This window comes from Streptomyces sp. NPDC023157 (genome assembly GCF_055560575.1).
Genome location: NZ_JBVHIL010000007.1, coordinates 132,842 through 158,666, shown reverse-complemented (window position 1 = coordinate 158,666; position 25,825 = coordinate 132,842). Strand labels below are relative to the sequence as shown.

Below are 25,825 nucleotides of genomic sequence, written 5' to 3'. Positions count from 1 at the left end.
CGGGGGCGGGGCGCCGGACTCCCTCGCGGTACCCGCGGTACTCCGCAGCACTTCTCGCACCACATCCCCGCCGGTCAGGCGGCGAAGGAGATGATTCACGTGTCCGCTACGCCCGTGCTGGCGTTGCGCGGGGTCTCCAAGCGGTTCGGCGCCGTCCAGGTGCTCACCGATGTCGATCTGGAGATCCACGCCGGAGAGGTCGTCGCCCTGGTGGGCGACAACGGCGCCGGCAAGTCGACCCTCGTCAAGACGATCTCGGGTGTTCACCCGATCGACGAGGGCACCATCGAATGGGACGGCCGCCCCGTCCAGATCACCCGGCCCCACGACTCCCAGAACCTCGGGGTCGCCACCGTCTACCAGGACCTGGCGCTCTGCGACAACCTCGACGTCGTCGCCAACCTCTTCCTCGGCAGCGAGCTCAGCTCCGCCCGGGTGCTCGACGAGATCGCCATGGAGAAGCGCGCCCGGGAGCTCCTGGACACCCTGTCCATCCGCATCCCCTCGGTCCGCATCCCCGTCGCCGCCCTCTCCGGCGGCCAGCGGCAGGTCGTGGCCATCGCCCGCGCCCTGATCGGCGACCCGAAGGTCGTCATCCTCGACGAGCCCACCGCCGCCCTCGGCGTCGAGCAGACCGCCCAGGTGCTCGACCTGGTGGAGCGGCTGCGCGAGCGCGGCCACGGCGTCATCCTCATCAGCCACAACATGGCCGACGTGCGCGCCGTCGCCGACAAGGTCGCGGTGCTCCGCCTCGGCCGCAACAACGGTGTCTTCGACGTCCAGGACACCACCCACGAGACGATCATCGCCGCCATCACCGGTGCCACGGACAACGCCGTGACCCGCAGGCAGGCCCGTACGGCCGCGGCCGGGAACGACGAGAAGGGGGCCGCCAAGTGAGCGACCTCGCCAAGACCCCCGAAGCCGCCGAGGCTCCCGAGACCCCCGACATACCCGTCGAGGGGTCCGCGGCACCCGTTCCGGCGGTCGACCCCCGCCTCCTCGTGCGCGAGGAGGGCTTCAAGGGCTACTGGACCGAGTTCACCCGCAAGATCCGCGGCGGCGAGCTCGGCTCCCTCCCCGTGATCCTGGGCCTGATCGTCATCGCGATCGTCTTCCAGATCCAGAACGCGAACTTCCTCTCCGCGAGCTCCGTCGCCAACGTCGCGGTGTACGCCTCCGGCCTCGGCATCATGGCCGTCGGCATCGTGTTCGTCCTCGTCCTCGGCGAGATCGACCTGTCGATGGGCTCCGTCGCCGGCGTCGGCGCCGCCGTCTGGGCCGGCCTCCAGGTCGGCAACGGCATGAACCAGTGGCTGTCCATCGTGCTCGCGGTGCTCGCCGGCACCGCCATCGGCGCGCTGCACGGCTTCTTCTTCGCCAAGATCGGCGTCCCCGCGTTCGTCGTCACCCTGGCGGGCTTCCTCGGCTGGATGGGCTTCCAGGAGTGGCTCATGGGCGGTGAGGGCTCCATCAACACGCCGTCCGGCAGCGTGGTGGAGAACCTCACCAACTACTTCTTCGCCGACAAGATCGCCGCCTACGGCCTCGCCCTGGTCGCCGTCGCCGCGTACCTGTTCTCGCTCCTGCGCGACAGCAGCCGCCGCAAGGCCGCCCAGCTCCCGGCCCGCCCGATCGCCGAGATCGTGCTGCGCACCGCCGTCGTCGCCGTCCTGGTCTTCGTCGTCGCGTACGTCATGAACGAGCCCGCCGGCGCCCGCGGCCTGCCGCTCGCCCTGGTGCTGTTCCTGGCCGTTCTGCTGATCGCCGACTTCGTGGCCCGCCGTACCCTGTTCGGCCGCAAGGTCTTCGCGGTCGGCGGCAACGCCGAGGCGGCCCGCCGCGCCGGCATCAACGTGGACCGGGTCCGGATCGCCGTCTTCGCGATCTCCGGCACCCTCGCCGCCTTCGGCGGCCTGTTCATCGCGAGCCTCTCCGGCGGCGCGACCAAGAGCCTCGGCGGCGGCAACACGCTGATGCTGGTCATCGCCGCGGCCGTGATCGGCGGCACCAGCCTCTTCGGCGGCCGCGGCAAGGTCTGGTCCGCGCTCCTGGGCATGGTCGTGATCCAGTCGATCCAGCAGGGCCTGAACATGATCGGCATGTCCAACGCGATCCAGAACATGATCACCGGCGCGGTGCTCCTCGCCGCCGTCGTGATCGACTCGGTCTCCCGCCGCACGCAGAAGACCGCCGGGCGCGCGTAACGCTCGCCACACTCCGCCCGGCGCCGAGAACCGGCGCCGGGCGCTGCCGCGTCCGGACCAGTGCACCGGCCGTACGGATCAGCGGTGTGCCGGGCGGATCAGCGGTGTGTCGGCCATGTGGGCGGCGCTCGTTCGCCCGGCCCGATGCCCACGATCCAAGACGGAACATTAGACTCGACAAATCGGCAAGCTCGACCAGCTCAAACGCAAGGAGGCACGGGTGGCTCTGCTGACCCGTATCAGGGGACCGCGAGATCTGGACCGGCTCTCCTCGGAACAGCTGGACCAGCTGGCCGGAGAGATCAGGTCGTTCCTCGTGGACGCCGTCTCCAAGACCGGCGGGCACCTCGGCCCGAATCTGGGTGTGGTCGAGCTGACCATCGCCCTGCACCGCGTCTTCGACTCGCCCAAGGACAAAGTCCTCTTCGACACCGGGCACCAGAGCTACGTCCACAAGCTGCTCACCGGGCGCCAGGACTTCTCCAAGCTCAAGATGAAGGGCGGCCTGTCCGGCTACCCCTCGCAGGCGGAGTCCGACCACGACGTGATCGAGAACTCGCACGCCTCGACCGTCCTCGGCTGGGCCGACGGACTGGCCAAGGCCAACGAGATCCTCCGCAAGGACGACCACGTCGTCGCGGTCATCGGCGACGGCGCCCTCACCGGCGGCATGGCCTGGGAGGCGCTCAACAACATCGCCGCGGCCAAGGACCGGCCGCTCGTCATCGTCGTCAACGACAACGAGCGCTCCTACGCCCCCACCATCGGCGGCCTCGCCAACCACCTGGCGACCCTGCGCACCACCGACGGCTACGAGCGCTTCCTCGCCCGCGGCAAGGACATCCTGGAGCGCACCCCGGTCGTCGGGAAGCCGCTCTACGAGACCCTGCACGGCGCCAAGAAGGGCCTCAAGGACTTCATCGCCCCCCAGGGCATGTTCGAGGACCTCGGACTGAAGTACGTCGGCCCCATCGACGGCCACGACATCGAGGCCCTGGAGTCCGCGCTGACCCGCGCCAAGCGGTTCGGCGGCCCGGTCATCGTGCACTGCCTCACCGAGAAGGGCCGCGGCTACCAGCCGGCCCTCCAGGACGAGGCCGACCGCTTCCACGCCGTCGGCAAGATCCACCCCGACACCGGTCTGCCGATCGCCTCCTCCGGCGCCGACTGGACCAGCGTCTTCGGCCAGGAGATGGTCGAGCTCGGCAAGGAGCGCGCGGACATCGTCGCGATCACCGCGGCCATGCTCCAGCCCGTCGGCCTCGACAAGTTCGCCAAGGCCTTCCCCGAGCGGGTGTTCGACGTCGGCATCGCGGAGCAGCACGCCGCGGTCTCCGCGGCCGGCCTCGCCACCGGCGGCCTCCACCCGGTCTTCGCGGTCTACGCGACCTTCCTCAACCGGGCCTTCGACCAGGTCCTGATGGACGTGGCCCTGCACAAGTGCGGCGTCACCTTCGTCCTGGACCGGGCCGGTGTCACCGGCACCGACGGCGCCTCCCACAACGGCATGTGGGACATGTCGATCCTCCAGGTCGTGCCCGGCCTGCGGCTCGCCGCCCCGCGCGACGCCGACCAGGTCCGCGCCCAGCTGCGCGAGGCCGTCGAGGTCACCGACGCCCCCACCGTGGTCCGCTTCTCCAAGGGCGCGGTCGGTCCGGCCGTCCCCGCGCTGCGCCGGGTCGGCGGCATGGACGTGCTCCGCGAGCCGAACAGCGACAAGCCGGACGTCCTCCTGGTCTCGGTCGGCGCCCTCGCGCCGATGTGCCTGGAGATCGCCGACCTCCTCGACAAGCAGGGCATCTCCACCACCGTGGTCGACCCGCGCTGGGTCAAGCCGGTGGACGAGGCCCTCGCCCCGCTCGCCGAGCAGCACCGCGTGGTCGTCACCGTCGAGGACAACAGCCGCGTCGGCGGTGTCGGCTCCGCCGTCGCCCAGGCGCTGCGCGACGGGGGCGTGGACGTCCCGCTGCGCGACTTCGGCATCCCGCCGCGCTTCCTCGACCACGCCTCCCGCGGCGAGGTCATGGCCGAGATCGGGCTCACCGCCCCGGACATCGCGCGCCAGGTCACCGGCCTGGTCTCGCGCCTCGACGGCAAGTTCGAGACCAGCGCCAAGGCTGTGGAGCCCGCCCGGGACTGACCCGCCGGGATCTCACCCAGCGTCACCTTTGGGCCGGTCGGCTCACTCCTCGGAGTGCCGACCGGCCCTTTCGCGTGCATTCTGGCCTGACAGCGGGCAGCCCACTGGCAGGAGGTGCGACGGTGAGTACGGACCAGCAGCCACGCGCGAGTTCAGGAATGTTCCGGACCAAGTCGGTCGAGCAGTCGATCCGCGACACGGAGGAGCCCGAGCACGCCCTCAGAAAGTCCCTCTCCGCCTGGGACCTCACGGTCTTCGGCGTGGGCGTCATCATCGGCACCGGCATCTTCGTCCTCACCGGCAAGGTCGCCAAGGAGAACGCGGGGCCGGCCACCGCCCTCGCCTTCGTCGCCGCCGGCATCGTCTGCGCCCTGGCGGCCCTGTGCTACGCGGAGTTCGCCTCCACCGTGCCGGTGGCGGGATCGGCCTACACCTTCGCGTACGCCTCCATCGGCGAGCTGCCGGCCTGGATCATCGGCTGGGACCTCGTCCTGGAGTTCGCGCTCGGCACCGCCGTCGTCGCCGTCGGCTGGTCCGGGTACGTGCGCTCGCTGATGGACAACATCGGCTGGCATCTGCCGGCCGCGCTGGAAGGCCCCGACGTGGCCGGCGGCACCTTCGACATCCTCGCCTTCCTGCTGGTCCTGGTGCTGACCGCGGTCCTCGTCCTCGGCATGAAGCTGTCAGCCCGGATCACCGCGGTCGTCGTCGCCATCAAGGTGACCGTCGTGATGATCGTGATCATCGCGGGTCTCTTCTTCATCGTCGGCGACAACTACAAGCCGTTCATCCCGCCGGCCGTCACCCCGCCCGGCGGCGGCTCCGACTGGACCGAGCCGCTGGTCCAGCTGATGTTCGGCTACGCGCCGACCAACTTCGGGGTCATGGGCATCTTCACCGCCGCCTCCGTGGTCTTCTTCGCCTTCATCGGCTTCGACGTGGTCGCCACCGCCGCCGAGGAGACCAAGCTGCCGCAGCGCGACATGCCCCGCGGCATCCTCGGCTCGCTGATCATCTGCACCATCCTGTACGTGGCCGTCGCGCTCGTCGTCACCGGCATGCAGAAGTACACGGAGCTCTCCACCAGCGCCCCGCTCGCCGACGCCTTCAAGGCCGTGGGCCACCCGTTCTACGCGGGCGTCATCAGCTTCGGCGCCGCCATCGGCCTCACCACCGTCTGTCTGATCCTGCTGCTCGGCCAGACCCGGGTGTTCTTCGCGATGAGCCGCGACGGGCTGCTGCCCCGCTTCTTCTCCATCACGCACCCCCGCTTCAAGACCCCGTACCGGCCGACCATCCTGCTCGGCGGGATCATCGCCGTCGTCGCCGGCTTCACCAGCATCAACGAGCTGGCCACCCTCGTGAACATCGGCACCCTCTTCGCCTTCGTCGTGGTCGCCGTCGGCGTGATCGTGCTCCGCCGCACCCGCCCCGACCTGCACCGCGCCTTCCGCACCCCGTGGGTGCCGGTGCTGCCGATCATCTCCATCGCCGCCTCGGTCTGGCTGATGCTCAACCTGCCCGCCGAGACCTGGTTCCGCTTCGCCGTCTGGATGCTGATCGGCTTCGTCGTCTACTTCCTGTACGGACGCAGGCACAGCCGCCTCGGCCAGGCGGGCAGGGACGCGACGTACTAGGTCCTGTCGTCAGTCCCGGCCGGGCAGGCTACGGGGCCCGGCGCACCGCCCGCCCGCCTCCGCCACCCGGCGCCGCAGCTCCCGGTCGGCCGTGATCACCAGACACGGCCGGCCGGCCGCGTTCCGGGCCAGCTCCACGATCAGGTCGTCGCCGCTGCCGGGCGCCTCCTCGACCCGTACCCCCGGCACCGACGCCACACCCCGGGCCCGGCCCTCCACCACGAGCACGATCTCGTACGGGCCGCCCTCCGCGGGCCCGCCGTGCTCCGCGAGCCGGTCCCGCAGCCGCTCCGCGGCCCCGCGCCGGTCCTTCCACCACCCGTCGGGCACGGACCCCACCACATTGGCGCCGTCGACGATCAGAAGCTCCATGCGCACAGCATGACGGCCCCGGCACCACCGAAGTGGTGCCGGGGCCGTCCTCACCCTTCCGGGGGAACCCCAGGGGGGGTGTTACGCGGGGACGCTCGCGACGCCCTGCGCGAGGAACCGCTTGCCGTTGACGCGCTCGGAGACGCCCTCACGGTCCAGGTACGGCGTGATGCCGCCCAGGTGGAAGGGCCAGCCCGCGCCCGTGATCAGGCAGAGGTCGATGTCCTGCGCCTCGGCGACGACACCCTCCTCCAGCATCAGGCCGATCTCCTGCGCGACGGCGCCCAGGACGCGGTCGCGGACCTGCTCCTCGGTCAGGACGACATCGCCCTGCTTCAGGAGCGCGGCGACCTCGGGGTCGAGCTCCGGCTTGAAGCCGTTCTCCGGCTTGTAGACGTAGAAGCCGCGCTTGCCGGCCTCGACGACCGCCTTCAGGTTGGGGGAGACCGTGAAGCGCTCCGGGAAGGCGCGGTTCAGGGTCTCGGAGACGTGCAGACCGATCGCCGGGCCGACGAGCTCCAGGAGCACCAGCGGCGACATCGGCAGGCCGAGCGGCTCGACGCCCTTCTCGGCGACGGCCACCGGGGTGCCCTCGTCGATGACGTTCTGGATCTCGCCCATGAAGCGGGTCAGGATGCGGTTCACGACGAACGCCGGGGCGTCCTTCGTGAGCACGGCCGTCTTCTTCAGCTTCTTGGCGACGCCGAAGGCGGTGGCCAGCGAGGCGTCGTCGGTCTGCTCGCCGCGCACGATCTCCAGGAGCGGGAGGATCGCGACCGGGTTGAAGAAGTGGAAGCCGACCACGCGCTCCGGGTGCTGGAGCTTGGAGGCCATCTCGGAGACCGACAGCGAGGAGGTGTTGGTGGCGAGGATCGCGTGCGCCGGGGCGACCGCCTCGACCTCCGCGAACACCTTCTGCTTGACGGACATCTCCTCGAACACGGCCTCGATGATGAAGTCCGCGTCCGCGAAGCCCTCGGCCTTGTCCAGCACACCGGAGACCAGGCCCTTGAGGCGGTTGGCCTTGTCCTGGTTGATGCGGCCCTTGCCGAGCAGCTTCTCGATCTCGCCGTGGACGTAGCCCACGCCCTTGTCGACGCGCTCCTGGTCGATGTCGGTCAGGACGACCGGCACCTCGAGGCGGCGCAGGAAGAGCAGGGCCAGCTGGGAGGCCATCAGACCGGCGCCGACGACACCGACCTTGGTGACCGGGCGGGCCAGCGACTTGTCCGGCGCGCCGGCCGGGCGCTTGCCGCGCTTCTGCACCAGGTTGAAGGCGTAGATGCCGGAGCGGAGCTCGCCGCCCATGATCAGGTCCGCGAGGGCCTGGTCCTCGGCGTCGTAGCCCTTCTGGAGGTCGCCGTCCTTGGCGGCCTCGATGATGTCGAGGGCGCGGTAGGCGGCCGGGGCGGCGCCGTGCACCTTGGAGTCGGCGAGGGCGCGGCCCTTGGCGACGGCCTGGTCCCAGCCCTCGCCGCGGTCGATCTCCGGGCGCTCGACGGCGATGGAGCCGTTGAGGACGCCGGCGGTCCAGATGAGGGACTGCTCCAGGAAGTCGGCACCCTCGAAGAGGGCGTCGGCGATGCCGAGCTCGAAGACCTGCACGCCCTTGAGCTGGCGGTTCTGGTTGAGGCTGTTCTCGATGATGACCGAGACGGCCTTCTCCGGGCCGATCAGGTTCGGCAGGATCGTGCAGCCGCCCCAGCCGGGCACCAGGCCGAGGAAGACCTCGGGCAGCGAGAAGGCCGGCAGGGCCTTCGAGACGGTGCGGTAGGTGCAGTGCAGACCGACCTCGACGCCGCCGCCCATGGCCGCGCCGTTGTAGTACGCGAAGGTCGGCACCGCGAGGCCCGCGAGACGCTTGAAGACGTCGTGGCCGCCCTTGCCGATGGCGAGCGCGTCGGAGTGCTGCTTGAGCAGCTCGACACCCTTGAGGTCGGCGCCGACGGCGAAGATGAACGGCTTGCCGGTGATGCCGACGCCGACGATCTCACCGTTCGCGGCCTCGGCCTCGACCTGGTCGAGCGCCGTGTTCAGGTTCGCCAGCGACTGCGGGCCGAACGTGGTCGGCTTGGTGTGGTCGAAGCCGTTGTCCAGCGTGATCAGCGCGAACCGGCCCGCACCTGCGGGGAGTTCGAAGTGACGTACGTGGGCCGAGGTGACGACCTCGTCCGGGAAGAGCTCGGCGGCGCCCTTCAGAAGCTCTGCGGTGGTGCTCACTTGCTGCCTCCGGCGTCCTTGTGGTTCGGGTTCTCCCAGATGACCGTGGCGCCCATGCCGAAGCCGACGCACATGGTGGTGAGGCCGTAGCGGACCTCCGGCTGCTCCTCGAACTGGCGGGCCAGCTGCGTCATCAGACGGACGCCGGAGGAGGCGAGCGGGTGGCCGTACGCGATGGCGCCGCCGTACTGGTTGACGCGGGCGTCGTCGTCGGCGATGCCGTAGTGCTCCAGGAAGGCGAGGACCTGGACCGCGAAGGCCTCGTTGATCTCGAAGAGACCGATGTCCGAGATGGACAGGCCGCCCTTGGCGAGCGCCTTCTCGGTGGCGGGGATCGGGCCGTAGCCCATGACCTCGGGCTCCACGCCGGCGAAGGCGTAGGAGACGAGGCGCATCTTCACCGGGAGGTCGTTCTCCCGGGCGAACTCCTCGGAGGCGATGATCGAGGCGGTGGCGCCGTCGTTCAGGCCGGCCGCGTTGCCCGCGGTGACGTTGCCGTGGACGCGGAACGGCGTCTTCAGGTTGGCCAGCGACTCCAGGGTGGTGCCCGGGCGCATCGGCTCGTCGGCGGTGACCAGGCCCCAGCCGGTCTCGCCGGCCTCCGGCGAGGTGCGGCGCACCGAGATCGGCACCAGGTCCTGCTGGATCTTGCCGTCGGCGTACGCCTTGGCGGCCTTCTCCTGCGAGCGCACGGCGTACTCGTCGGCGCGCTGCTTGGTGATGGTGGGGTAGCGGTCGTGCAGGTTCTCGGCGGTCATGCCCATGAAGAGGGCGGACTCGTCGACCAGCTTCTCGCTGACGAAGCGCGGGTTGGGGTCCACGCCCTCGCCCATGGGGTGACGGCCCATGTGCTCGACGCCACCGGCGATGACGGCGTCGTAGGCGCCGAACGCGATCGAACCGGCGGTGGCCGTCACGGCGGTCAGCGCGCCGGCGCACATGCGGTCGATCGAGTAGCCGGGCACGGACTGCGGCAGGCCCGCCAGGATGCCCGCGGTGCGGCCGAGGGTCAGGCCCTGGTCGCCGATCTGGGTGGTCGCGGCGATGGCGACCTCGTCGATCTTGGCGGGGTCGAGGCCGGGGTTGCGGCGCAGCAGCTCCCGGATGGCCTTGACGACGAGGTCGTCGGCGCGGGTCTCGTGGTAGATGCCCTTCGGGCCCGCCTTGCCGAACGGGGTACGGACGCCGTCGACGAAGACGACATCCCTGACGGTACGAGGCACGATGGCTCTCCTCCAGGGTGCGGGGTGGCACTGCTGCGCGGGCGCGCTGCCCGGCACGCGGCTAAGCGCGCGCTTGCTCCCCCCATGCTACTTGCGGGTAACCAGACTGCCCAGTCCCCCCGCGCCAAGCGGTGAAGGTCACACTTCCGGTGCTGCCCGGACCCGGGTGCGCCGAAGCCCCCGGACGGGAGTCCAGGGGCTTCGGGAGGGCCGTACTTCGTCAGGTCCGTACGCGGCCGCTCACGCGTGGGCGGTCAGGGCCGTCACCAGGAGCGGGGTGACCAGGCCCACCTGCCACGGGCGGGCGCCGTGGCCGGTGAGGGCCGCGGCGACCGTCTCCGGGGTCACCGGGGCCGGCGGCTCCCAGCAGACCCGGCGGACCGTGTCCGGGGTGATCAGGTTCTCCTGGGGGAGGTTCAGCTCCTCCGCGAGGGTCGACACCCCGGCGCGGGCGGCGGAGAGGCGGGCCGCGGCGGCCGGGTCCTTGTCGGCCCAGGCGCGCGGCGGCGGCGGACCCGCCACCGCCTGGCCGGGCTGCGGCAGCTCCGCCTCCGGCAGGGCCTTCGCCCGGTCCACGGCGGCCTGCCACTGCTCCAGCTGGCGCTTGCCCATCCGCTGGCCGTAGCCCGGCAGCGCCGACAGCGCGCCCGCGTTCGGCGGCAGCGCGAGCGCGGCCTCCACGATCGCCGAGTCGCTCAGCACCTTGCCGGGGGAGACGTCACGCCGCTGCGCCACCATGTCCCGGGCCGTCCACAGCTCCCGGACCACCGCCATCTGACGGCGTCTGCGGACCTTGTGCATGCCGGAGGTGCGGCGCCAGGGGTCCTTGCGCGGCGGGGCCGGCGGGGCCGAGGCGATGGCGTCGAACTCCTCGAGGGCCCAGCTCAGCTTCCCCTGCCGGTCGAGCTCCTTCTCCAGCGCGTCGCGCAGGTCGACGAGGAGCTCCACGTCGAGCGCGGCGTAGCGCAGCCAGGGCTCGGGCAGCGGGCGGGTGGACCAGTCGACGGCGGAGTGCCCCTTCTCCAGGGCGTAACCGAGGACGGACTCGACCATCGCGCCGAGGCCGACCCGGGGGAAGCCCGCGAGGCGTCCGGCGAGCTCGGTGTCGAAGAGCCGGGTGGGCACCATGCCTATGTCGCGCAGGCACGGCAGGTCCTGGGTCGCGGCGTGCAGGATCCATTCGGTGCCGGTCAGGGCCTCGCCGAGGGTCGAGAGGTCCGGGCAGCCGACCGGGTCGATCAGCGCGCTGCCCGCGCCCTCGCGGCGGAGCTGGACGAGATAGGCGCGCTGCCCGTAGCGGTAGCCGGAGGCGCGCTCGGCGTCCACGGCCACGGGGCCGCGGCCGGCGGCGAAGGCGGCGACGACCTCGGCGAGGGCCTCGTCGGTCGCCACGACGGGTGGAATGCCCTCGCGGGGTTCGAGCAACGGGATCGGCAGCCCAATCGCAGGGACGTCGTCGTCCGAGGGGGCGCCCCCGGTGGTTCGCAGCGCTGTGTCGCTAGCGGTGTCTTGGGCGTCGGTCACCTGTCAAGGGTATCTGCGAATGGCAAGCACCCGCCGACGGAACGGCCGGAACGGCCCGTGTGGCCGGAACGGCCTGGTGGGGCCGCACCGGCCACACGGGACGGAACGTTCCGTCGACAGATGACGGCTTTGTGTCGGGCAGTCGGCCCTCAGGGGGCCGGCCGGCTCAGTGGATGATCCCGGTGCGCAGGGCCACGGCGACCATGCCGGCCCGGTCGCCCGTGCCCAGCTTGCGGGCGATGCGGGCGAGGTGGCTCTTCACGGTGAGGGCCGACAGGCCCATGGAGACGCCGATCGCCTTGTTGGACTGGCCCTCGGCCACCAGCCGGAGCACCTCGACCTCACGGCCGGAGAGCTCGCGGTAGCCGCCCGGGTGGCTCGGGGCACCCGGGGGGCGGCGGTGGCCGAGGCGGGCTGCCGCGGAGCCGATGGGGGCGGCGCCGGGGCGGGTGGGGTGGCCGATGTTGGTGCGCGTACCGGTGACGACATAGCCCTTGACGCCGCCGGCGAGGGCGTTGCGCACGGCGCCGATGTCGTCGGCGGCGGACAGGGCGAGGCCGTTGGGCCAGCCCGCCGCGCGGGTCTCGGACAGCAGGGTGAGCCCGCTGCCGTCCGGGAGATGGACGTCGGCCACGCAGATGTCGCGCGGGTTGCCGACGCGAGGACGGGCCTCCGCGATGGACGACGCCTCGATGACGTCGCGCACCCCGAGCGCCCACAGGTGGCGGGTGACGGTGGAGCGGACGCGTGGGTCGGCCACGACGACCATGGCCGTCGGCTTGTTCGGGCGGTAGGCGACCAGGCTTGCGGGCTGCTCGAGGAGAACGGACACCAAGCCTCCTGGGAGGGTGCGGGACGGAGCCGGCTCGGGGAAGAAGCCGGGGCGAAACCGTGCTGTGAAGGGGTCACTGACTCCTTCGGCAGCTGAGCCGCCCGCCTTTAGGGAAAGATCACGATTTGGTGAGTAATAATTGGGGCAATTCGGACGCGTGATCGATCATCGTACGAGCCGTACGCGCTCCGCGGCCGTATCTGTCCGGAAATCGACGTTACGAGCGGGTGGCACGGCTACTGCTGCTGCGGCCCGCGCCGCTGGGGCAGCGAGACGACCCCCGCGCCCGAGGTCGTCCCCGCCCCCGGATCGGCCGACGCCGGCGGCAGCCCCGCGATCTGGCACAGCAGGTCGCACCAGGCCGCCAGGTGCGCACCCGTGTCCGGCACCCCCGCCGCCCCCTCCCGGGGCGTCCACGAGGCCCGGATCTCGATCTGGGTCGCCGGGCGCCGCTCCGCGAGCCCCCCGAAGTAGTGCGAGCCGGCCATCGTGACGGTCCCGCTCGCCTCCCCGTACGCCAGACCGCGCGCCTCGAACGCCCCCGTCAGCCAGGACCAGCAGACCTCCGGCAGCAGCGGATCCGCGGCCATCTCCGGCTCCAGCTCGGCCCTGACCAGCGTCACCAGCCGGAACGTGCCCTTCCAGGCCTCGTGCCCCGCCGGGTCGTGCAGCAGCACCAGACGCCCGTCCGCCAGATCGTCCTCGCCGTCCACCACGGCCGCCTCCAAGGCGTACGCGTAGGGCGCGAGCCGCTGCGGCGGCCGGGTCGGATCGACCTCGATCTCCGGCCGCAGCCGGGCCGAACGCAGCCCCTCGACCGCCCGCCCGAAGGCGGGGGGCACCGGGTCCGTCTCCGTGGGGTCCACCCTGTCGCCCGCCGTCTTCTCCGTCCCTCGAATGCCGTCGGAATGATCGGAAGAATGTCCCTGAGCCGCAGCCATGCGGGGAAGAGTAGGCGGAACGGGGCCCGTGCGCAGGGAGGGACACCCGCGCCGGGCGAGCGGCTTCTCGCCACATGCGAAGATTCTGGGCGTGAGCGCCATTGACAGCCCGAGGGGCCAGCAGACGAAGCACCAGCCGCAGACGTACGACTCCGCGTTCCTGAAGGCGTGCCGCCGCGAGGCCGTACCGCACACGCCGGTCTGGTTCATGCGGCAGGCCGGGCGGTCGCTGCCCGAGTACCTCAAGGTCCGCGAGGGCATCCCCATGCTCGAGTCGTGCATGCGGCCCGAGCTGGTCACCGAGATCACCCTGCAGCCCGTGCGCCGCCACAAGGTCGACGCGGCCATCTACTTCAGCGACATCGTCGTCCCGCTCAAGGCCATCGGCATCGACCTCGACATCAAGCCCGGTGTGGGCCCCGTCGTCGCCGAGCCGATCCGCACCCGCGCCGACCTCGCCCGACTGCGCGACCTGACCCCCGAGGACGTCCACTACGTCACCGAGGCCATCGGGATGCTCACCGGCGAACTCGGCTCCACCCCGCTCATCGGCTTCGCCGGCGCGCCGTTCACCCTGGCGAGCTACCTCGTCGAGGGCGGCCCGTCCCGCAGCCACGAGCACACCAAGGCGCTCATGTACGGCGACCCGCAGCTGTGGGCCGACCTGCTGGACCGCCTCGCCGAGATCACCGCCGCCTTCCTCAAGGTGCAGATCGAGGCCGGCGCCTCCGCCGTGCAGCTCTTCGACTCCTGGGTGGGCGCCCTGGCCCCCGCCGACTACCGCCGCTCGGTCATGCCGGCCTCGGTGAAGGTGTTCGACGCGGTCGCCTCGTACGGCGTCCCGCGCATCCACTTCGGCGTGGGCACCGGCGAGCTCCTCGGCCTCATGGGCGAGGCGGGCGCGGACGTCGTCGGCGTCGACTGGCGCGTCCCGCTCGACGAGGCCGCCCGCCGGGTCGGCCCCGGCAAGGCCCTCCAGGGCAACCTCGACCCGGCCGTCCTCTTCGCCTCCCGCGAGGTCGTCGAGGCCAAGGCGGACGAGGTCCTCGCCGCCGCGAAGGACCTGGAGGGGCACGTCTTCAACCTGGGCCACGGCGTCATGCCGGCCATGGACCCGGACGCCCTGACCCGCCTGGTCGACCACGTGCACACGCGCACCGCCGTCTGACCCCCCCCGGTCCACCCCCGGTCCACCCCCGATCCGCCCCCGACCGTCCCCCGCACCGCGGGGGACGGTCCCGGGTGTACGGATCAGCCCGCCGCCCGCACCGCGGCCACCGCCTTGCGGGCCGCCACCAGGACCGGGTCCCACACCGGCGAGAACGGCGGCGCGTACCCCAGGTCCAGGGCCGTCATCGCCTCCACCGTCATCCCCGCGGTGAGCGCCACCGCGGCGATGTCCACCCGCTTCCCCGCGCCCTCGCGGCCCACGATCTGCACCCCGAGCAGCCGCCCGGTGCGCCGCTCCGCCAGCATCTTCACCGTCATCAGGGCGGCCCCCGGGTAGTAGCCCGCCCGGCTCGTCGACTCGATCGTCACCGAGACGTACTGCAGCCCCAGCGCCCGGGCGTCCTTCTCGCGCAGCCCCGTCCTGGCGATCTCCAGGTCGCAGACCTTCGACACCGCCGTGCCGACCACCCCGGGGAAGGTCGCGTAGCCGCCGCCCACGTTCGAGCCGATCACCTGGCCGTGCTTGTTGGCGTGGGTGCCCAGCGGCACGTACCGCTCCCGCCCCGACACCAGGTCGAGGACCTCCACGCAGTCACCGCCCGCCCAGATGTTCCCGTGCCCGCGCACCCGCATCGCCAGGTCCGTCAGCAGACCCTCGTGCGCGCCCAGCGGCAGCCCCGCCGCCCGCGCCAGCGAGGTCTCCGGCACCACACCCATGCCGAGGACCACCACGTCCGCCGGGTACTCGCCCGCGTCGGTCGCCACCGCCCGGACCCGACCGTCCTCACCCGTGAGGATCTTGGTCACCGGTGAGGAGCCCACCGTCGTGATGCCCAGGCCGTCCATCGCCGCGTGCACCAGACGCCCCATGTCCGGGTCGAGCGTCGCCATCGGCTGCTCGCCCCGGTTGAGGACCGTCACCTCGAAACCGCGGCCGAGCAGCGCCTCCGCCATCTCCACCCCGATGTACCCGGCGCCCACGACCACCGCCCGGCGGCCCCGGGCCAGCCCCAGCGAGTCGAGCAGCGCCTGCCCGTCGTCCAGGGTCTGCACCCCGTGCACCCCCGGCGCGTCGATGCCCGGCAGCGGCGGGCGCAGCGGCCGGGCGCCGGTCGCGATCACCAACTTGTCGAAGCCGGTCCACCCCTCCGCGCCCGACTCCAGGTCCCGGGTGCGCACCCGCTGCCGGTCCACGTCGAGCGCGGTCACCTCGGTGCGCATCCGCAGGTCGATGTCCCGGGCCCGGTGCTCCTCGGGGCTCCGGGCGATCAGCTCGTCCGGGCCGGCGACGTCGCCGCCGACCCAGTACGGGATGCCGCAGGCCGAGTAGGAGCTGAAATGCCCCCGCTCGAACGCGACGATCTCCAGCTCCCCGGGCCCCTTGAGCCTGCGTGCCTGGGACGCGGCGGACATGCCCGCCGCGTCACCACCGATGACCACCAGTCGTTCCGTCATACGAACACGCTACGACGGGCGGGGGGTTACGGGGTGGTCCCCTTCTCGGCCGGGGCCTCGGCGTCCCCGTCCGCGTCGGCGACGGGCCGCCGCGGATAGGCCGGCCAACTCGCGGACCCGGGCCCCGGCTCCGGGGCCGGCTCCGTCTTCGCCCGCCGGGGCAGCCGCGGCCGCAGCACCCACCGCCACACCGCGTACGCCAGCGCGAGCAGCGCCAGCCACGGCGTGACCGCCGCGAGCACCACCAGCGCCCAGGCGAGCGCCGCCACCAGCGCGTCCCAGCCGCCGCCCAGCGCGTCCAGGAAGCCGGGCCGGTCCTCGTCCCCGGCCGGGGCGCCGGACTCCGGTTCGGACAGTTGCAGGGTGATCGTCGCCAGCGTCGTACGGTCCTTCAGCGCGGCCTGCTGGGCGAGCAGCGACTCCAGGTCCGCCTGGCGGCGGCTCAGCTCGCCCTCCAGTGTGACCACGTCGCTCAGCCGCGTGGCCTTGTCCATCAGGGCCCGCACCCGCGCCACGCTCGCCCGCTGGGTGGCGATCCGGCTGTCGACGTCCACCACCTGGCCGGTGACGTCCTTGGCGTCCGCCTTGCGCGACAGCAGCTTGCCCGCGCCCGCCAGTTCGGCGAGGACGGAGTCGTACCGCTCCTGCGGGATCCGCAGCACGATCCGCGAGGTGACATGGGTGTCGTCGATCCGCTCGGTCGTCTCGTTCTCGACGTGGCCGCCCGCGCCCGCCGTCACCCGCCGGGCCGAGGCCAGCGCCTTCCCGGCGTCCTCGACCTCCACGTACAGCTCGGCGGTCCGGATCACGTGCTGCGGCGCCTGGACCGGCGCCCGGGTCCCCGCCGTGCCGTCGGGCGCCTTCTCGGCCCCGGCGGCCCCCGCCGCCTCGGAGGCGGTGTAGCCGGGCTTCTGCTCGCTCACCCCCTTGGCGTCGGCCGACATGGTGTCGCCGCCGCCGCTCCCGGCACAGCCGGTCAGGAGGAGGGTGCCCGCCAGGAGCGCCCCGGCGGCGGCCCTCGCCGTGCCCCGAGGCGTACCTCGACGCGCACCCCCGCCCGTACCCCGGCGCGCACCCGGGTCCGTACCCCCGCTCGTGCCGAGGCCTGAGCCCCTCCTCGTACCCCGGTCCGATCTCCGTACCGTGCCGCGTGCCGTATCCCGCATGGACAACCCCCCAAGGTCGTGGTGTGTGCTGCTCGTTGGACGTGCCGGCCCGGCGGCGGGTTGCCGTGCGGCGATCGCGAAGCGGTCACGGTCCGGCCTCGGAACGGAGGCGCGTGGGCGATTTGAGAGAGTGGTCCCATGAACGCGAACGCGCAGACCACGGGCGGACCGGACGTCGTCGTCGTCGGAGGCGGCATCGCCGGCCTGGCCGCAGCCCACCGCCTCGTCACGTCCGGCGCGCGGGTCACCCTCCTGGAAGCCGGCGACCGGCTCGGCGGCAAGCTGCTCGCCGGTGAGATCGCCGGCGCCCCCGTCGACCTCGGCGCCGAGTCCCTGCTCGCCCGCCGCCCCGAGGCCATCGCGCTCGCCGAGCGGGTCGGCCTCGCCGACCGGCTCCAGGCCCCCGCCACCACCACCGCCTCCGTCTGGTCCCGGGGCGAACTGACGCCCATGCCCAAGGGGCACGTCATGGGCGTCCCCGCCGACGGCCGCGCCGTCGAGGGGCTCCTCTCCGCGGAGGCCGTCCGCCGCGTCGCCCGCGACGCCGAACTCCCGCCGACCGAGATCGGCGAGGACATCGCCATCGGCGCGTACGTCGCCGAGCGCATGGGCCACGAGGTCGTCGACCGGCTCGTCGAACCCCTCCTCGGCGGGGTCTACGCGGGCGACGCCTACCGCATCTCCATGAAGGCCGCCGTCCCCGCCCTCTTCGAGGCCGCCCGCAGCGCGCCCACCCTCGCCGAGGCCGTCCGCGCCGTCCAGCGCGCCGGCGCCGCCACCCCGAGCGACGCGGCCGGCGCCGGCACCGGACTCGGCGGCGCGGCCTTCGCCGGCATCCGCGGCGGCGTCGGCACCCTGCCCGGGGCCGTCGCCGACGCGATCCGCGCCGCCGGCGGCGACATCCGCACCGGAACCCCGGTCACCGCGCTGCGCCGCACCGGCCCGCACGGCTGGCAGGTCGTCACCCCCGAGCGGGTCCTCACCGCCGACGCCGTCGTCCTCGCCACCCCCGCCGGACCCGCCGCCGCGCTCCTCGCCGGCACCGCGCCCGCCGCCTCCGCCGAGCTCGCCGCCGTCGAGTACGCCTCGATGGCCCTGGTCACCCTCGCCTTCCGCCGCGCGGACGTCACCGGCCTCCCCGGCTCCGGGTTCCTCGTCCCTCCCGTCGACGGGCACACCATCAAGGCCTCCACCTTCTCCAGCCAGAAGTGGGCCTGGGTCGCCGCGTCCGCCCCCGACCTCTTCGTGCTGCGCACCTCCGTCGGCCGGCACGGCGAGGAGGAGCAGGTGCACCGCGAGGACGCCGACCTCGTCGACGTCTCCCTCAAGGACCTCGCTGCCGCCACCGGCCTCGCCGCCCGCCCGGTCGCCTCCACCGTGACCCGCTGGATCGGCGGCCTGCCGCAGTACCCGGTCGGCCACCTCGCCCGGATCGCCCGGGTCCGCGCCGCCGTCGCGGGGCTGCCCGGACTGCGCCTCGCGGGCGCCGCGTACGAGGGCGTCGGCATCCCCGCGTGCGTCGCTTCGGGCCACCGCGCGGCCGACGAGATCATCGCCACGTCGCAAACCACCGACCCTGGTGCGGGGCACTCTTCGTGACGGGCGAGAATAGGCGTATGAGTGCGCCCGAAAAGATCCCGAACGCCGGTAAGAAGGCGAAGGACCTCAACGAGGTCATCCGCTACACCCTGTGGTCCGTCTTCAAGCTGCGCGACAACCTTCCCGAGGACCGCGCCGGCTACGCCGACGAGGTCCAGGAGCTGTTCGACCAGCTCGCCGCCAAGGACATCACGATCCGCGGCACGTACGACCTCTCCGGTCTGCGCGCCGATGCCGACGTGATGATCTGGTGGCACGCCGAGACGAGCGACGAGCTCCAGGAGGCGTACAACCTCTTCCGCCGTACCCGCCTGGGCCGCGCCCTGGAGCCGGTCTGGTCGAACATGGCGCTGCACCGCCCCGCCGAGTTCAACAAGTCGCACATCCCGGCCTTCCTGGCCGACGAGACCCCCCGCGACTACGTCTCGGTCTACCCCTTCGTGCGCTCCTACGACTGGTACCTGCTGCCGGACGAGGACCGCCGCCGGATGCTCGCCGACCACGGCAAGATGGCCCGCGGCTACCCGGACGTGCGCGCCAACACGGTCGCCTCGTTCTCGCTCGGCGACTACGAGTGGATCCTGGCCTTCGAGGCCGACGAGCTGCACCGCATCGTCGACCTGATGCGCCACCTGAGGGCCTCCGAGGCGCGGATGCACGTCCGCGAGGAGATCCCGTTCTACACCGGCCGCCGCCGCAGCGTGGCGGACCTGGTGGCCGGCCTGGCCTGACGGCCCGGCCCACCGAACCCGGTCACCGCCCCGCGCCCAGCCGGGCGGCGACCCCTCGACCCGGAAGATCAGAGGGCCGGCGGAACTCCGCCTGCCGCTCCAGCGACACCGGGTCCGGCTCCGGGTGCGGCGCGCATGACGCGCGCCGCACCGGCGTCCCTCCCTCCGGCTCCGCCGTCCCGCCGGGCACGGCCCCCGTGAGCAGATAGCGCTCCAGGTAGCCGTTCACACACGCGTTGCTCCCGCCGCCGATGCCGTGGGTCCCCGCGTCCCGCTCGGTCACCAGCGCCGCCCCCCACAGCCTGCGCTCCAGCTCCCGCGCCCCTTCGTAGGGGGCCGCCGCGTCCCGCTCGGCCGCCAGGATCAGCACCGGCGGCAGCACTCCGGGACCGGTCCGCACGTCCAGCGGCCGCTGCCGCGGCGCCTTCCAGTACGCGCAGGGCAGATTGGCCCACACGTTGTCCCAGGTCTCGAACGGGGCCAGCTTCGCGAGCCGGGTGTTGTCCCGGTCCCACAGCGCGAAGTCCTCCGGCCAGGGGGCGTCGTTGCACTCCACCGCCGTGTACACGGCGGCCGCGTTCCCCGGATCCCCGGCCTCCGCCTCCCCGCTGCGGGGCGACTCGGCGGGCCCGGCCTGGGCGACCAGCGGCTGCGCGTCGCCCTTCAGGTATGCCCCGAGGGCACCCGCCCGCGCCGGCCAGAAACGGTCGTCGTACAGCGCCTGGAGCATCGCCCCGTGCAGCTGCCCGGGGCCGACCTTCCCGCCCGCCGGGGCGGCCGCCAGCTCGGCCCGTACCTTCTCGTAGTTCTCGCCGACCTCGGCGGGCGTCGTGCCCAGGCCGTACACGGTGTCGTGCTTCGCCGCCCAGGTGCGGAAGTCGGCCCAGCGGCGCTCGAAGGCGAGCGACTGGTCGAGGTTGTTGACGTACCAGATCTGCCGCGGCGCCGGGTTCACCGGCGCGTCGAAGACCATCCGGCGCACCCGGTGCGGGAAGAGCGTCGCGTACAGGGCGCCGAAGTACGTGCCGTAGGAGGCGCCCATGTACGTGAGCCGCGGCTCGCCGAGCGCGGCCCGCAGGACCTCCAGGTCGCGGGCGTTGTTGAGCGAGTGGTAGTGGCGCAGGGCCGCGCCCGTCCGGCGGGCGCAGCCCTGGGCGTACGTCGTGGCGCGGGCGGTGCGCTCCTTCTTGAAGACCTCCGAGGGCAGCGTCGGCGCGAGCGTCGGGCCCTTCGTCCGGTCGGCCGGGTCCTGGCAGGAGACCGGCGCCGAGCGGCCCACCCCGCGCGGGGCGTAGCCGACCAGGTCGTACGCGGCGGCGATCCGCTGCCACGCGGGGAGCCCGGCGGCGAGCGGGAAGTACAGGGAGGAGGCGCCGGGCCCGCCCGGGTTGTAGACCAGCGCGCCCTGCCGCCCGTCGGCCGGGCCCGTGGCCCTGGCGCGGCTGACGGTGAGCGGGATACGGGTGCCGTGCGGGTCCGTGTAGTCGAGCGGCACCCGCACGGTGCCGCACTCGACGGGGGCCGGCAGGTGCTCGGCCGCCGGGCACGCCCCGAAGCGGATGCCCTCGGCGGCGGCGGCCCGCGCGGCGACCTGGGTGCCCCGGGTCTCCGCGGGCGGCGCGTCGAGCCCCGGCGCGGCGACGGCGGGGGCCACGGCGCCCGGTGCGACGAGGGCGGGGGCGACGAGGGCGGACAGCAGGAGCGTGTGCAGCGCGACGGACCTCATCGGCGCTTCCCTTCTAGCCACGGCAGCGTGACGACCAAGGGACCCCGGCGCGCGGGCGAAGTAAAGGACCTACGCCACGTGTTGCCTGTCATGTACCCGAAAGGCGGCACGGAGCTCGGGCTCCAGGACCCCGGTGCCCCGCTTCGCGAGCGCCGTCAGCGGGTCGGCCAGGGACAGCCCCGCGAGCAGCCGCCTGCCCGCCGGGGACGCCCAGCACGCGTAGCCGGGCGTGTCGGCGCGGGCGATCAGCAGACAGAGCCCGGCCGCCACCAGCGGCAGCGAGAACCCGGCGGCCACCTGCCCCCGCTCGCCCGCCGGGACGAGCAGCGCGGCAGCTGTCCCGAGCGCCAGGGTCAGCAGGAACGCCGCCCGCACCGCCCGCGCGCCCGACGTCACCGAGCGGCGCGCGTCCTCCGGCAGCGCGAGCCCGCGCGCGACCAGGCCGGCCGCCAGGGCCCGTACGCTCGCGTCGTCGGCGACCAGCGGCCGTACCGCCGGGATCCGCGACTGCCCGTCCGGGCCGATCGCCCCGAGCACCGCCCGCTCCAGCTCGTCCCGGCCGCCCGTGTCGGCCACGACGGTGGCCCAGCCGGTGTGCGCGAGCAGCAGCAGCCGGGCCCGGTGCATGGAGACCAGGGTGAGATCGGTGACCCGCAGCGGGCCGCCCGCGAGATACGCCGCCTCGCAGACGCTGAGCCCGTCGGCGTCCCCGGCCACCCGCGCGTCGCCCGCGACGGCGGCCCGGCACACCCGGGCACAGCTGACGCCGGTGACGACGAGGGCGACGAGGAGGAGCGGGACCCAGACCATGACCCGGTTGTACGGGAGGAGAGGGCGCCCCGCCACCGGAACGGCGGAGCGGGCGCTCAGGAACTGCTGGACGAGCAGGAACTGCTGCTGGAGGAACAGGAGCTGGAGGACGAGGAGCAGGAGCTGCCGCCGCCTGACGAGCACGAGCTGCCCCCGCCTGACGAGCACGAGCTGCCGCCGCCCGAGCAGGAGGACCCGCCCGAGTCGCCGGAGCCGCCGGAACAGGAACTGCCGCTGCCGCAGCCACCCCCTCCGCCACTGTCGCCGCCGGCCGCCGCCGCGCACCACATGACCGGCAGGAAGGCGGAGTCGTCGTACGAGGAGGACGACGAGGACGACGAGGTGGCGGGCCGCCGCCCCCGGGGGAACGGCGGCGCGGGGCGGAACCGGGCCGCCGTCGCCAACTGCTCCCGCAGCGCCGGGTCGGGCAGCGCCCGCAGCCCGTACAGCGCGACGAGCGTGCCCGGGTCGGCGAGATGCGCGTGCTGACGCCCGTACGCGGAGACGGCGGCGTGGCCGGCCGACGACACGCGGCTCGACGCCGACGCCCCGCACACCACCGCCGTGATCAGCACGCCGACGATCACCGGCAGCACCTTCAGGATGAACGGCACGGGCGTGTCGCCGTCCATGAACTGCGCGACGGTGAGGACCAGGGCGACCGGCACCATGGCCACGGCCGCGATGCCCAGACCGACGCACCAGCGGATCACCCGCCGCCGTGCCGAGGGCGCGGCGATCAGGCCGCGCGCCGCGAGCCCGTCGCCGGTCTCCTGGACCGCCGGGTGCCGCATGACGGCGAACCGCAGCGTGGCGAGGGCGCCGTGCGGGGCGGCGGTGAGCTCCTGGAGCACCGCCCGCTCGACGGGGTCGTGCGCGGTGGGCCGCAGGACCTGGACGATGCCGGGGCCGCCGATCGCGATCCGGCCGTCGGCGTGGAGGGAGGCGAGGGCGCTGTCGACGACCCTGGCCGGACCGCCGTTCAGGAACGCGACCTCGTAACGGTCGTGGACGGGGCCGCCAGGGCCGCGCCGGCCCCGCCGCGACAGGACGATGAGCCAGCCGACGGCGGTGACGCCGACGACGTAGAAGAGGACGACGGACGTGCTCACGGCCGCTTCACCCCTTTCCGAGAGCGGTGCGGACGCGGTGCGCGAGGCGCGCGGCGGGACCCGGCGGACGGATGCCGGCCCGCTCCCGCCACCAGCCGGTGAGGGCACGGCGGGCCGCCGGGTCCTCCGGGCGGCCCGCGACGAGCAGCCCCTCGACGAAGTCGAGGGCGTCGTGCCGGTAGCCGTCCGTCATGGGCCGGTTCCTGGCGTACGAGAGGAACGCGGACCGGTACTCCTCACCCAGGATCTCCGGCAGCTCGGGCGCGACCTTGGCCACGACGTCCGCCCGCTTCGCGGCGAGCGCCCGGCTCTGCACCCCGAGCCGCCGCACGTCGAACCCCTCCGGCGCGGGCGTCCCGGCCACCAGCGCCGACAGCAACGCCGCCTGCGCGAGCCCGACGCGCTGGCGGGCGGCGGCGTCGGGCGCGGCGGCCGGCCGCGGCTCCGCGCTCCGCGGCGCGGGAACCGGCGGCCGCACCGGCATAGCCCCGCCCGAGACCCGGGCCCCGGCCCCGATGAGCAGCGGGCGCGGGCGGGCCGTGGCCACCGTCGTACGGATGGCGGCGAGTTCGGCCGCCAGCTCCTCCGGTGCCGGGAAGCGGTCGTCGCGTTCGAGCAGCACGCCGGGCGGGGAGACCCGGGAGGCGAGGTCGGCGAGGACGTCGAGCACGGGCTGGGACACCGGGTGCGCGTGGGTGTCGTGCCAGACCCCGTCGCGCTCCAGACCGCCCGCGACGTGCACGTACGCGATGGCCTCGACCGGCAGTTCGGACAGCGCCCGCGCCGGGTCCTCGCCGCGGTTGACGTGATTGGTGTGCAGGTTGGCGACGTCGATGAGGAGCCGTACCCCCGTACGCTCCACGAGCTCCGCGAGGAACTGTCCCTCCGTCATCTCCTCGCCCGGCCAGGAGACCAGGGCGGCGATGTTCTCCAGGGCCAGCGGCACCGGCAGGGCGTCCTGCGCGATCCGGACGTTCTCGCACAGCACGTCGAGCGCGTCCCGGGTCCGGGGCACGGGCAGCAGGTGTCCCGCCTCCAGGAGCGGCGTCGCGGTCAGCGGCCCCCCGGCCCGTACGAACGCGATGTGCTCCGTCACCAGCGGCGCGCCCAGCAGCTCGGCCTTCCGCGCCAGCCCCTCCAGCCGACCCGCGTCCGGCCGCTCGGCCCCGCCGAGCCCCAGCGAGACCCCGTGCGGCACGACGGTCACCCCACGCGCCCGCAGCCGCTCCAGGGAGCCGGGCAGATGGTCGCCGCACAGGTTCTCCGCGACGACCTCCACCCACTCGACCCCGTCCAGCGCCTCGACCGCGTCCGCGATCTCGGGCCGCCAGCCGATGCCGATACCGAGTTCCTTCATGTCCCCCTCCTTCGGTCCCTGAGCTGATGGCCCGGAACAGGACGTTCGAATCCGGACAGGGGGACGTTCAGAGCTTGATTTGAGGTTCCGGCAGCGGGGCGGCGTCGGTGCCCGCGCGCTGCCTCAGCCCGCCCGGAATCCCAGCGCCGGGTACTCCGACACCACCGTGCACGAGCCGGGCGCGATCTCGGTGAAACCGGCGTCGCGGACCACCGGCAGCCCGCTCGACGTGAGCCGTGCCCAGCGGGCCGGGTCCGCCGTGCGTACGGAGAGGGGGAAGCCGGCCTCGCGCCAGGCCTTGCGGTCGGCGTCCGACAGGGCCCACCACAGGAGCTGCGCACCGTGGCCCGTCTGCGCCATCGTCTTGCCGGCGGACATGTCGAGTTCGGGGTTGAGCCACAGCACGGCCGAGCCCTCCGGCACGGGACCCGGCTCGGCGGGGTCGTCGAGGTCGGTGCCCGAGACCTGGAGCTTGGCCAGCTCCTTGGGCCAGCCGTCCAGCGGGACCGGCGGGAAGACCCGTACCTCCGCGCCGTCCCCGCCCGTCACCGTGATCCCCGGCAGCGCCGCGGCCCGCCGCCACTCCGCACCGCGCGCCCGGCGCACGACCTTCCGGATCCGGGCGTCCTGCCAGTCCGTCATGGCCCGCGCCCACTCACCGTCGCCGAGCGACCGGTCGTCGGCCAGGATCTCCAGGACCGCTCGGGCGGAGGTCTCCAGGGCGTCGGTACGCGCCGGGGGAGCGTCGCGCTCGATGCGGACGACCAGGGGGAGGACGTACTGCGGCTTCTCGTCGCGGGGGTCGGCGGACGCGGCGGGCTCGGTGTCGTTGCTGCTCACCGGGCAAGTCTGCCACCGCCCAGGTCACCGCCCCCACGCCTTTCTTGTAGGAATGAGAGCTTCCGGGACAGGATGCCCCCCATGAAGAGTGATCTTTTCGCCAGTGAGCACCTCGCCGAGGCGGCGACGTTCCCGGGGATGACCCTCCAGAACGCCAAATCGGTCAAGTACGCCGTCCAGGGAGAGATGCGGGCCCTCCAGGGCTCCATGATCGCCTTCCGGGGCAACCTCCAGTTCGAGCACAAGAGCCAGGGCCTCGGCGGCCTGCTCAAGCGCGCCCTCACCGGGGAGGGTCTGCCGCTGATGACCGTCCGCGGCCAGGGCGAGGCGTGGTTCGCCCACGAGGCGCAGAACTGCTTCATCGTCGAGGTCGAGCCGGGCGACGCCCTGACCGTCAACGGCCGCAACGTGCTGTGCTTCGACGCGACGCTCGCGTACGAGATCAAGACCGTGAAGGGCGCCGGCATCACCGGCGGCGGCCTCTTCAACAGCGTCTTCACCGGCCACGGCAAGATCGCCCTGATCTGCGAGGGCAACCCGGTCGTCATCCCCGTCACCCCCGACGCCCCCGTCCACGTCGACACCGACGCCGTCGTCGGCTGGAGCGAGCAGCTGCGCACCTCGCTGCACCGCTCGCAGTCCCTCGGCTCCATGGTGCGCGGCGGTTCCGGCGAGGCGGTCCAGCTGAAGCTGGAGGGCCAGGGCTTCGTCATCGTCCGCCCGAGCGAGCTCACCCCGCAGAAGAAATCGGCCAACTGACCTC

At 73.2% G+C, this 25,825-nt stretch carries 21 protein-coding genes; 8 read left to right on the top strand and 13 right to left on the bottom strand.

Translation table 11 applies throughout. The features are described from left to right. Positions 1 to 90: 90 nt before the first annotated feature. From ACZ3ZE_RS25460 to ACZ3ZE_RS25445, 4 genes are all read left to right on the top strand, one after another. The gene (locus tag ACZ3ZE_RS25460) at positions 91 to 900 is read left to right on the top strand and encodes an ATP-binding cassette domain-containing protein (protein ID WP_329425151.1); all 810 of its coding nucleotides are present in this window, start codon (positions 91 to 93) and stop codon (positions 898 to 900) included. Continuing rightward, a complete protein-coding gene (locus ACZ3ZE_RS25455; protein ID WP_442304556.1) occupies positions 897 to 2,207 on the top strand; it encodes a sugar ABC transporter permease in 1,311 nt (436 codons plus the stop codon). The genes ACZ3ZE_RS25460 and ACZ3ZE_RS25455 overlap by 4 nt, the downstream gene beginning before the upstream one ends. Positions 2,208 to 2,427: 220 nt before the next feature. Then, positions 2,428 to 4,347, top strand: a complete 1,920-nt coding sequence (dxs, locus tag ACZ3ZE_RS25450; protein WP_361176907.1) for a 1-deoxy-D-xylulose-5-phosphate synthase — start codon at positions 2,428 to 2,430, stop codon at positions 4,345 to 4,347. A gap of 158 nt (positions 4,348 to 4,505) precedes the next feature. Then, a complete protein-coding gene (locus ACZ3ZE_RS25445; protein ID WP_363291812.1) occupies positions 4,506 to 5,984 on the top strand; it encodes an amino acid permease in 1,479 nt (492 codons plus the stop codon). A gap of 9 nt (positions 5,985 to 5,993) precedes the next feature. Here the strand turns inward: ACZ3ZE_RS25445 and ACZ3ZE_RS25440 are convergent, their stop codons facing one another. The 6 genes from ACZ3ZE_RS25440 to ACZ3ZE_RS25415 all read right to left on the bottom strand — a co-directional run bounded on the left by ACZ3ZE_RS25440 (position 5,994) and on the right by ACZ3ZE_RS25415 (position 13,096). Beyond that, positions 5,994 to 6,356, bottom strand: coding sequence for an NTP pyrophosphohydrolase (locus ACZ3ZE_RS25440; RefSeq protein ID WP_363291811.1), 363 nt, complete (start codon positions 6,354 to 6,356; stop codon positions 5,994 to 5,996). Between the two features lie 81 nt (positions 6,357 to 6,437). Beyond that, the gene (locus ACZ3ZE_RS25435) at positions 6,438 to 8,576 is read right to left on the bottom strand and encodes a 3-hydroxyacyl-CoA dehydrogenase NAD-binding domain-containing protein (RefSeq protein ID WP_361176913.1); all 2,139 of its coding nucleotides are present in this window, start codon (positions 8,574 to 8,576) and stop codon (positions 6,438 to 6,440) included. Then, positions 8,573 to 9,799 carry a thiolase family protein gene (locus tag ACZ3ZE_RS25430; protein WP_361176915.1) on the bottom strand — a complete coding sequence of 409 codons (1,227 nt, stop codon included), beginning with the start codon at positions 9,797 to 9,799 and terminating at the stop codon, positions 8,573 to 8,575. Before ACZ3ZE_RS25430 ends, ACZ3ZE_RS25435 begins: the two co-directional genes overlap by 4 nt. 240 nt (positions 9,800 to 10,039) lie before the next feature. Next, positions 10,040 to 11,323, bottom strand: coding sequence for a ribonuclease D (locus ACZ3ZE_RS25425; protein ID WP_361176917.1), 1,284 nt, complete (start codon positions 11,321 to 11,323; stop codon positions 10,040 to 10,042). A gap of 166 nt (positions 11,324 to 11,489) precedes the next feature. Continuing rightward, positions 11,490 to 12,155, bottom strand: coding sequence for a response regulator transcription factor (locus tag ACZ3ZE_RS25420; protein ID WP_017242457.1), 666 nt, complete (start codon positions 12,153 to 12,155; stop codon positions 11,490 to 11,492). Positions 12,156 to 12,391: 236 nt separating this feature from the next. Next, entirely contained in the window at positions 12,392 to 13,096 is a 705-nt protein-coding gene (locus tag ACZ3ZE_RS25415; RefSeq protein WP_361176920.1) for a DUF3000 domain-containing protein, read from the bottom strand. Positions 13,097 to 13,187: 91 nt separating this feature from the next. Here ACZ3ZE_RS25415 and hemE point away from each other — a divergent pair, with 91 nt between their 5' ends. After that, positions 13,188 to 14,264, top strand: a complete 1,077-nt coding sequence (gene hemE / locus ACZ3ZE_RS25410; RefSeq protein ID WP_361176922.1) for a uroporphyrinogen decarboxylase — start codon at positions 13,188 to 13,190, stop codon at positions 14,262 to 14,264. An 83-nt stretch (positions 14,265 to 14,347) separates the two neighbouring features. On the opposite strand, the gene ACZ3ZE_RS25405 is transcribed toward hemE, so the two are convergent. Both ACZ3ZE_RS25405 and ACZ3ZE_RS25400 read right to left on the bottom strand, forming a co-directional pair. After that, a complete protein-coding gene (locus tag ACZ3ZE_RS25405; protein ID WP_361176924.1) occupies positions 14,348 to 15,721 on the bottom strand; it encodes an FAD-dependent oxidoreductase in 1,374 nt (457 codons plus the stop codon). Positions 15,722 to 15,747: 26 nt separating this feature from the next. Further along, positions 15,748 to 16,665: a DUF4349 domain-containing protein gene (locus ACZ3ZE_RS25400; RefSeq protein ID WP_361176926.1), complete on the bottom strand. Its 918-nt coding sequence runs from the start codon at positions 16,663 to 16,665 to the stop codon at positions 15,748 to 15,750. A gap of 360 nt (positions 16,666 to 17,025) precedes the next feature. Between ACZ3ZE_RS25400 and hemG the strand changes: the two genes are divergently transcribed. Both hemG and hemQ read left to right on the top strand, forming a co-directional pair. Beyond that, positions 17,026 to 18,486 (top strand): protoporphyrinogen oxidase, encoded by a 1,461-nt coding sequence (gene hemG / locus ACZ3ZE_RS25395; RefSeq protein WP_363291810.1) that lies wholly within the window; start codon positions 17,026 to 17,028, stop codon positions 18,484 to 18,486. A 17-nt stretch (positions 18,487 to 18,503) separates the two neighbouring features. Further along, complete coding sequence (gene hemQ, locus ACZ3ZE_RS25390) at positions 18,504 to 19,217, top strand: hydrogen peroxide-dependent heme synthase (RefSeq protein ID WP_361176930.1); 714 nt, start codon at positions 18,504 to 18,506, stop codon at positions 19,215 to 19,217. Positions 19,218 to 19,239: 22 nt separating this feature from the next. On the opposite strand, the gene ACZ3ZE_RS25385 is transcribed toward hemQ, so the two are convergent. The 5 genes from ACZ3ZE_RS25385 to ACZ3ZE_RS25365 form a co-directional block, all read right to left on the bottom strand. Further along, on the bottom strand, positions 19,240 to 20,943 hold the full coding sequence (locus ACZ3ZE_RS25385) for an alpha/beta hydrolase (protein WP_361624566.1): 1,704 nt from the start codon (positions 20,941 to 20,943) through the stop codon (positions 19,240 to 19,242). Positions 20,944 to 21,012: 69 nt separating this feature from the next. Then, a complete protein-coding gene (locus ACZ3ZE_RS25380) occupies positions 21,013 to 21,753 on the bottom strand; it encodes a TIGR04222 domain-containing membrane protein (protein ID WP_442304592.1) in 741 nt (246 codons plus the stop codon). Positions 21,754 to 21,809: 56 nt separating this feature from the next. Further along, positions 21,810 to 22,865, bottom strand: a complete 1,056-nt coding sequence (locus ACZ3ZE_RS25375) for a TIGR04222 domain-containing membrane protein (protein ID WP_363291809.1) — start codon at positions 22,863 to 22,865, stop codon at positions 21,810 to 21,812. Between the two features lie 7 nt (positions 22,866 to 22,872). Next, positions 22,873 to 24,222, bottom strand: a complete 1,350-nt coding sequence (locus ACZ3ZE_RS25370) for an MbnB/TglH/ChrH family RiPP precursor modification enzyme (RefSeq protein ID WP_363291808.1) — start codon at positions 24,220 to 24,222, stop codon at positions 22,873 to 22,875. Positions 24,223 to 24,345: 123 nt separating this feature from the next. After that, positions 24,346 to 25,062 carry an aminoacyl-tRNA hydrolase gene (locus ACZ3ZE_RS25365; RefSeq protein ID WP_361176940.1) on the bottom strand — a complete coding sequence of 239 codons (717 nt, stop codon included), beginning with the start codon at positions 25,060 to 25,062 and terminating at the stop codon, positions 24,346 to 24,348. 81 nt (positions 25,063 to 25,143) lie between these two features. Here ACZ3ZE_RS25365 and ACZ3ZE_RS25360 point away from each other — a divergent pair, with 81 nt between their 5' ends. Continuing rightward, entirely contained in the window at positions 25,144 to 25,821 is a 678-nt protein-coding gene (locus ACZ3ZE_RS25360) for an AIM24 family protein (RefSeq protein WP_361176942.1), read from the top strand. The last annotated feature ends 4 nt before the right edge of the window (positions 25,822 to 25,825 follow it).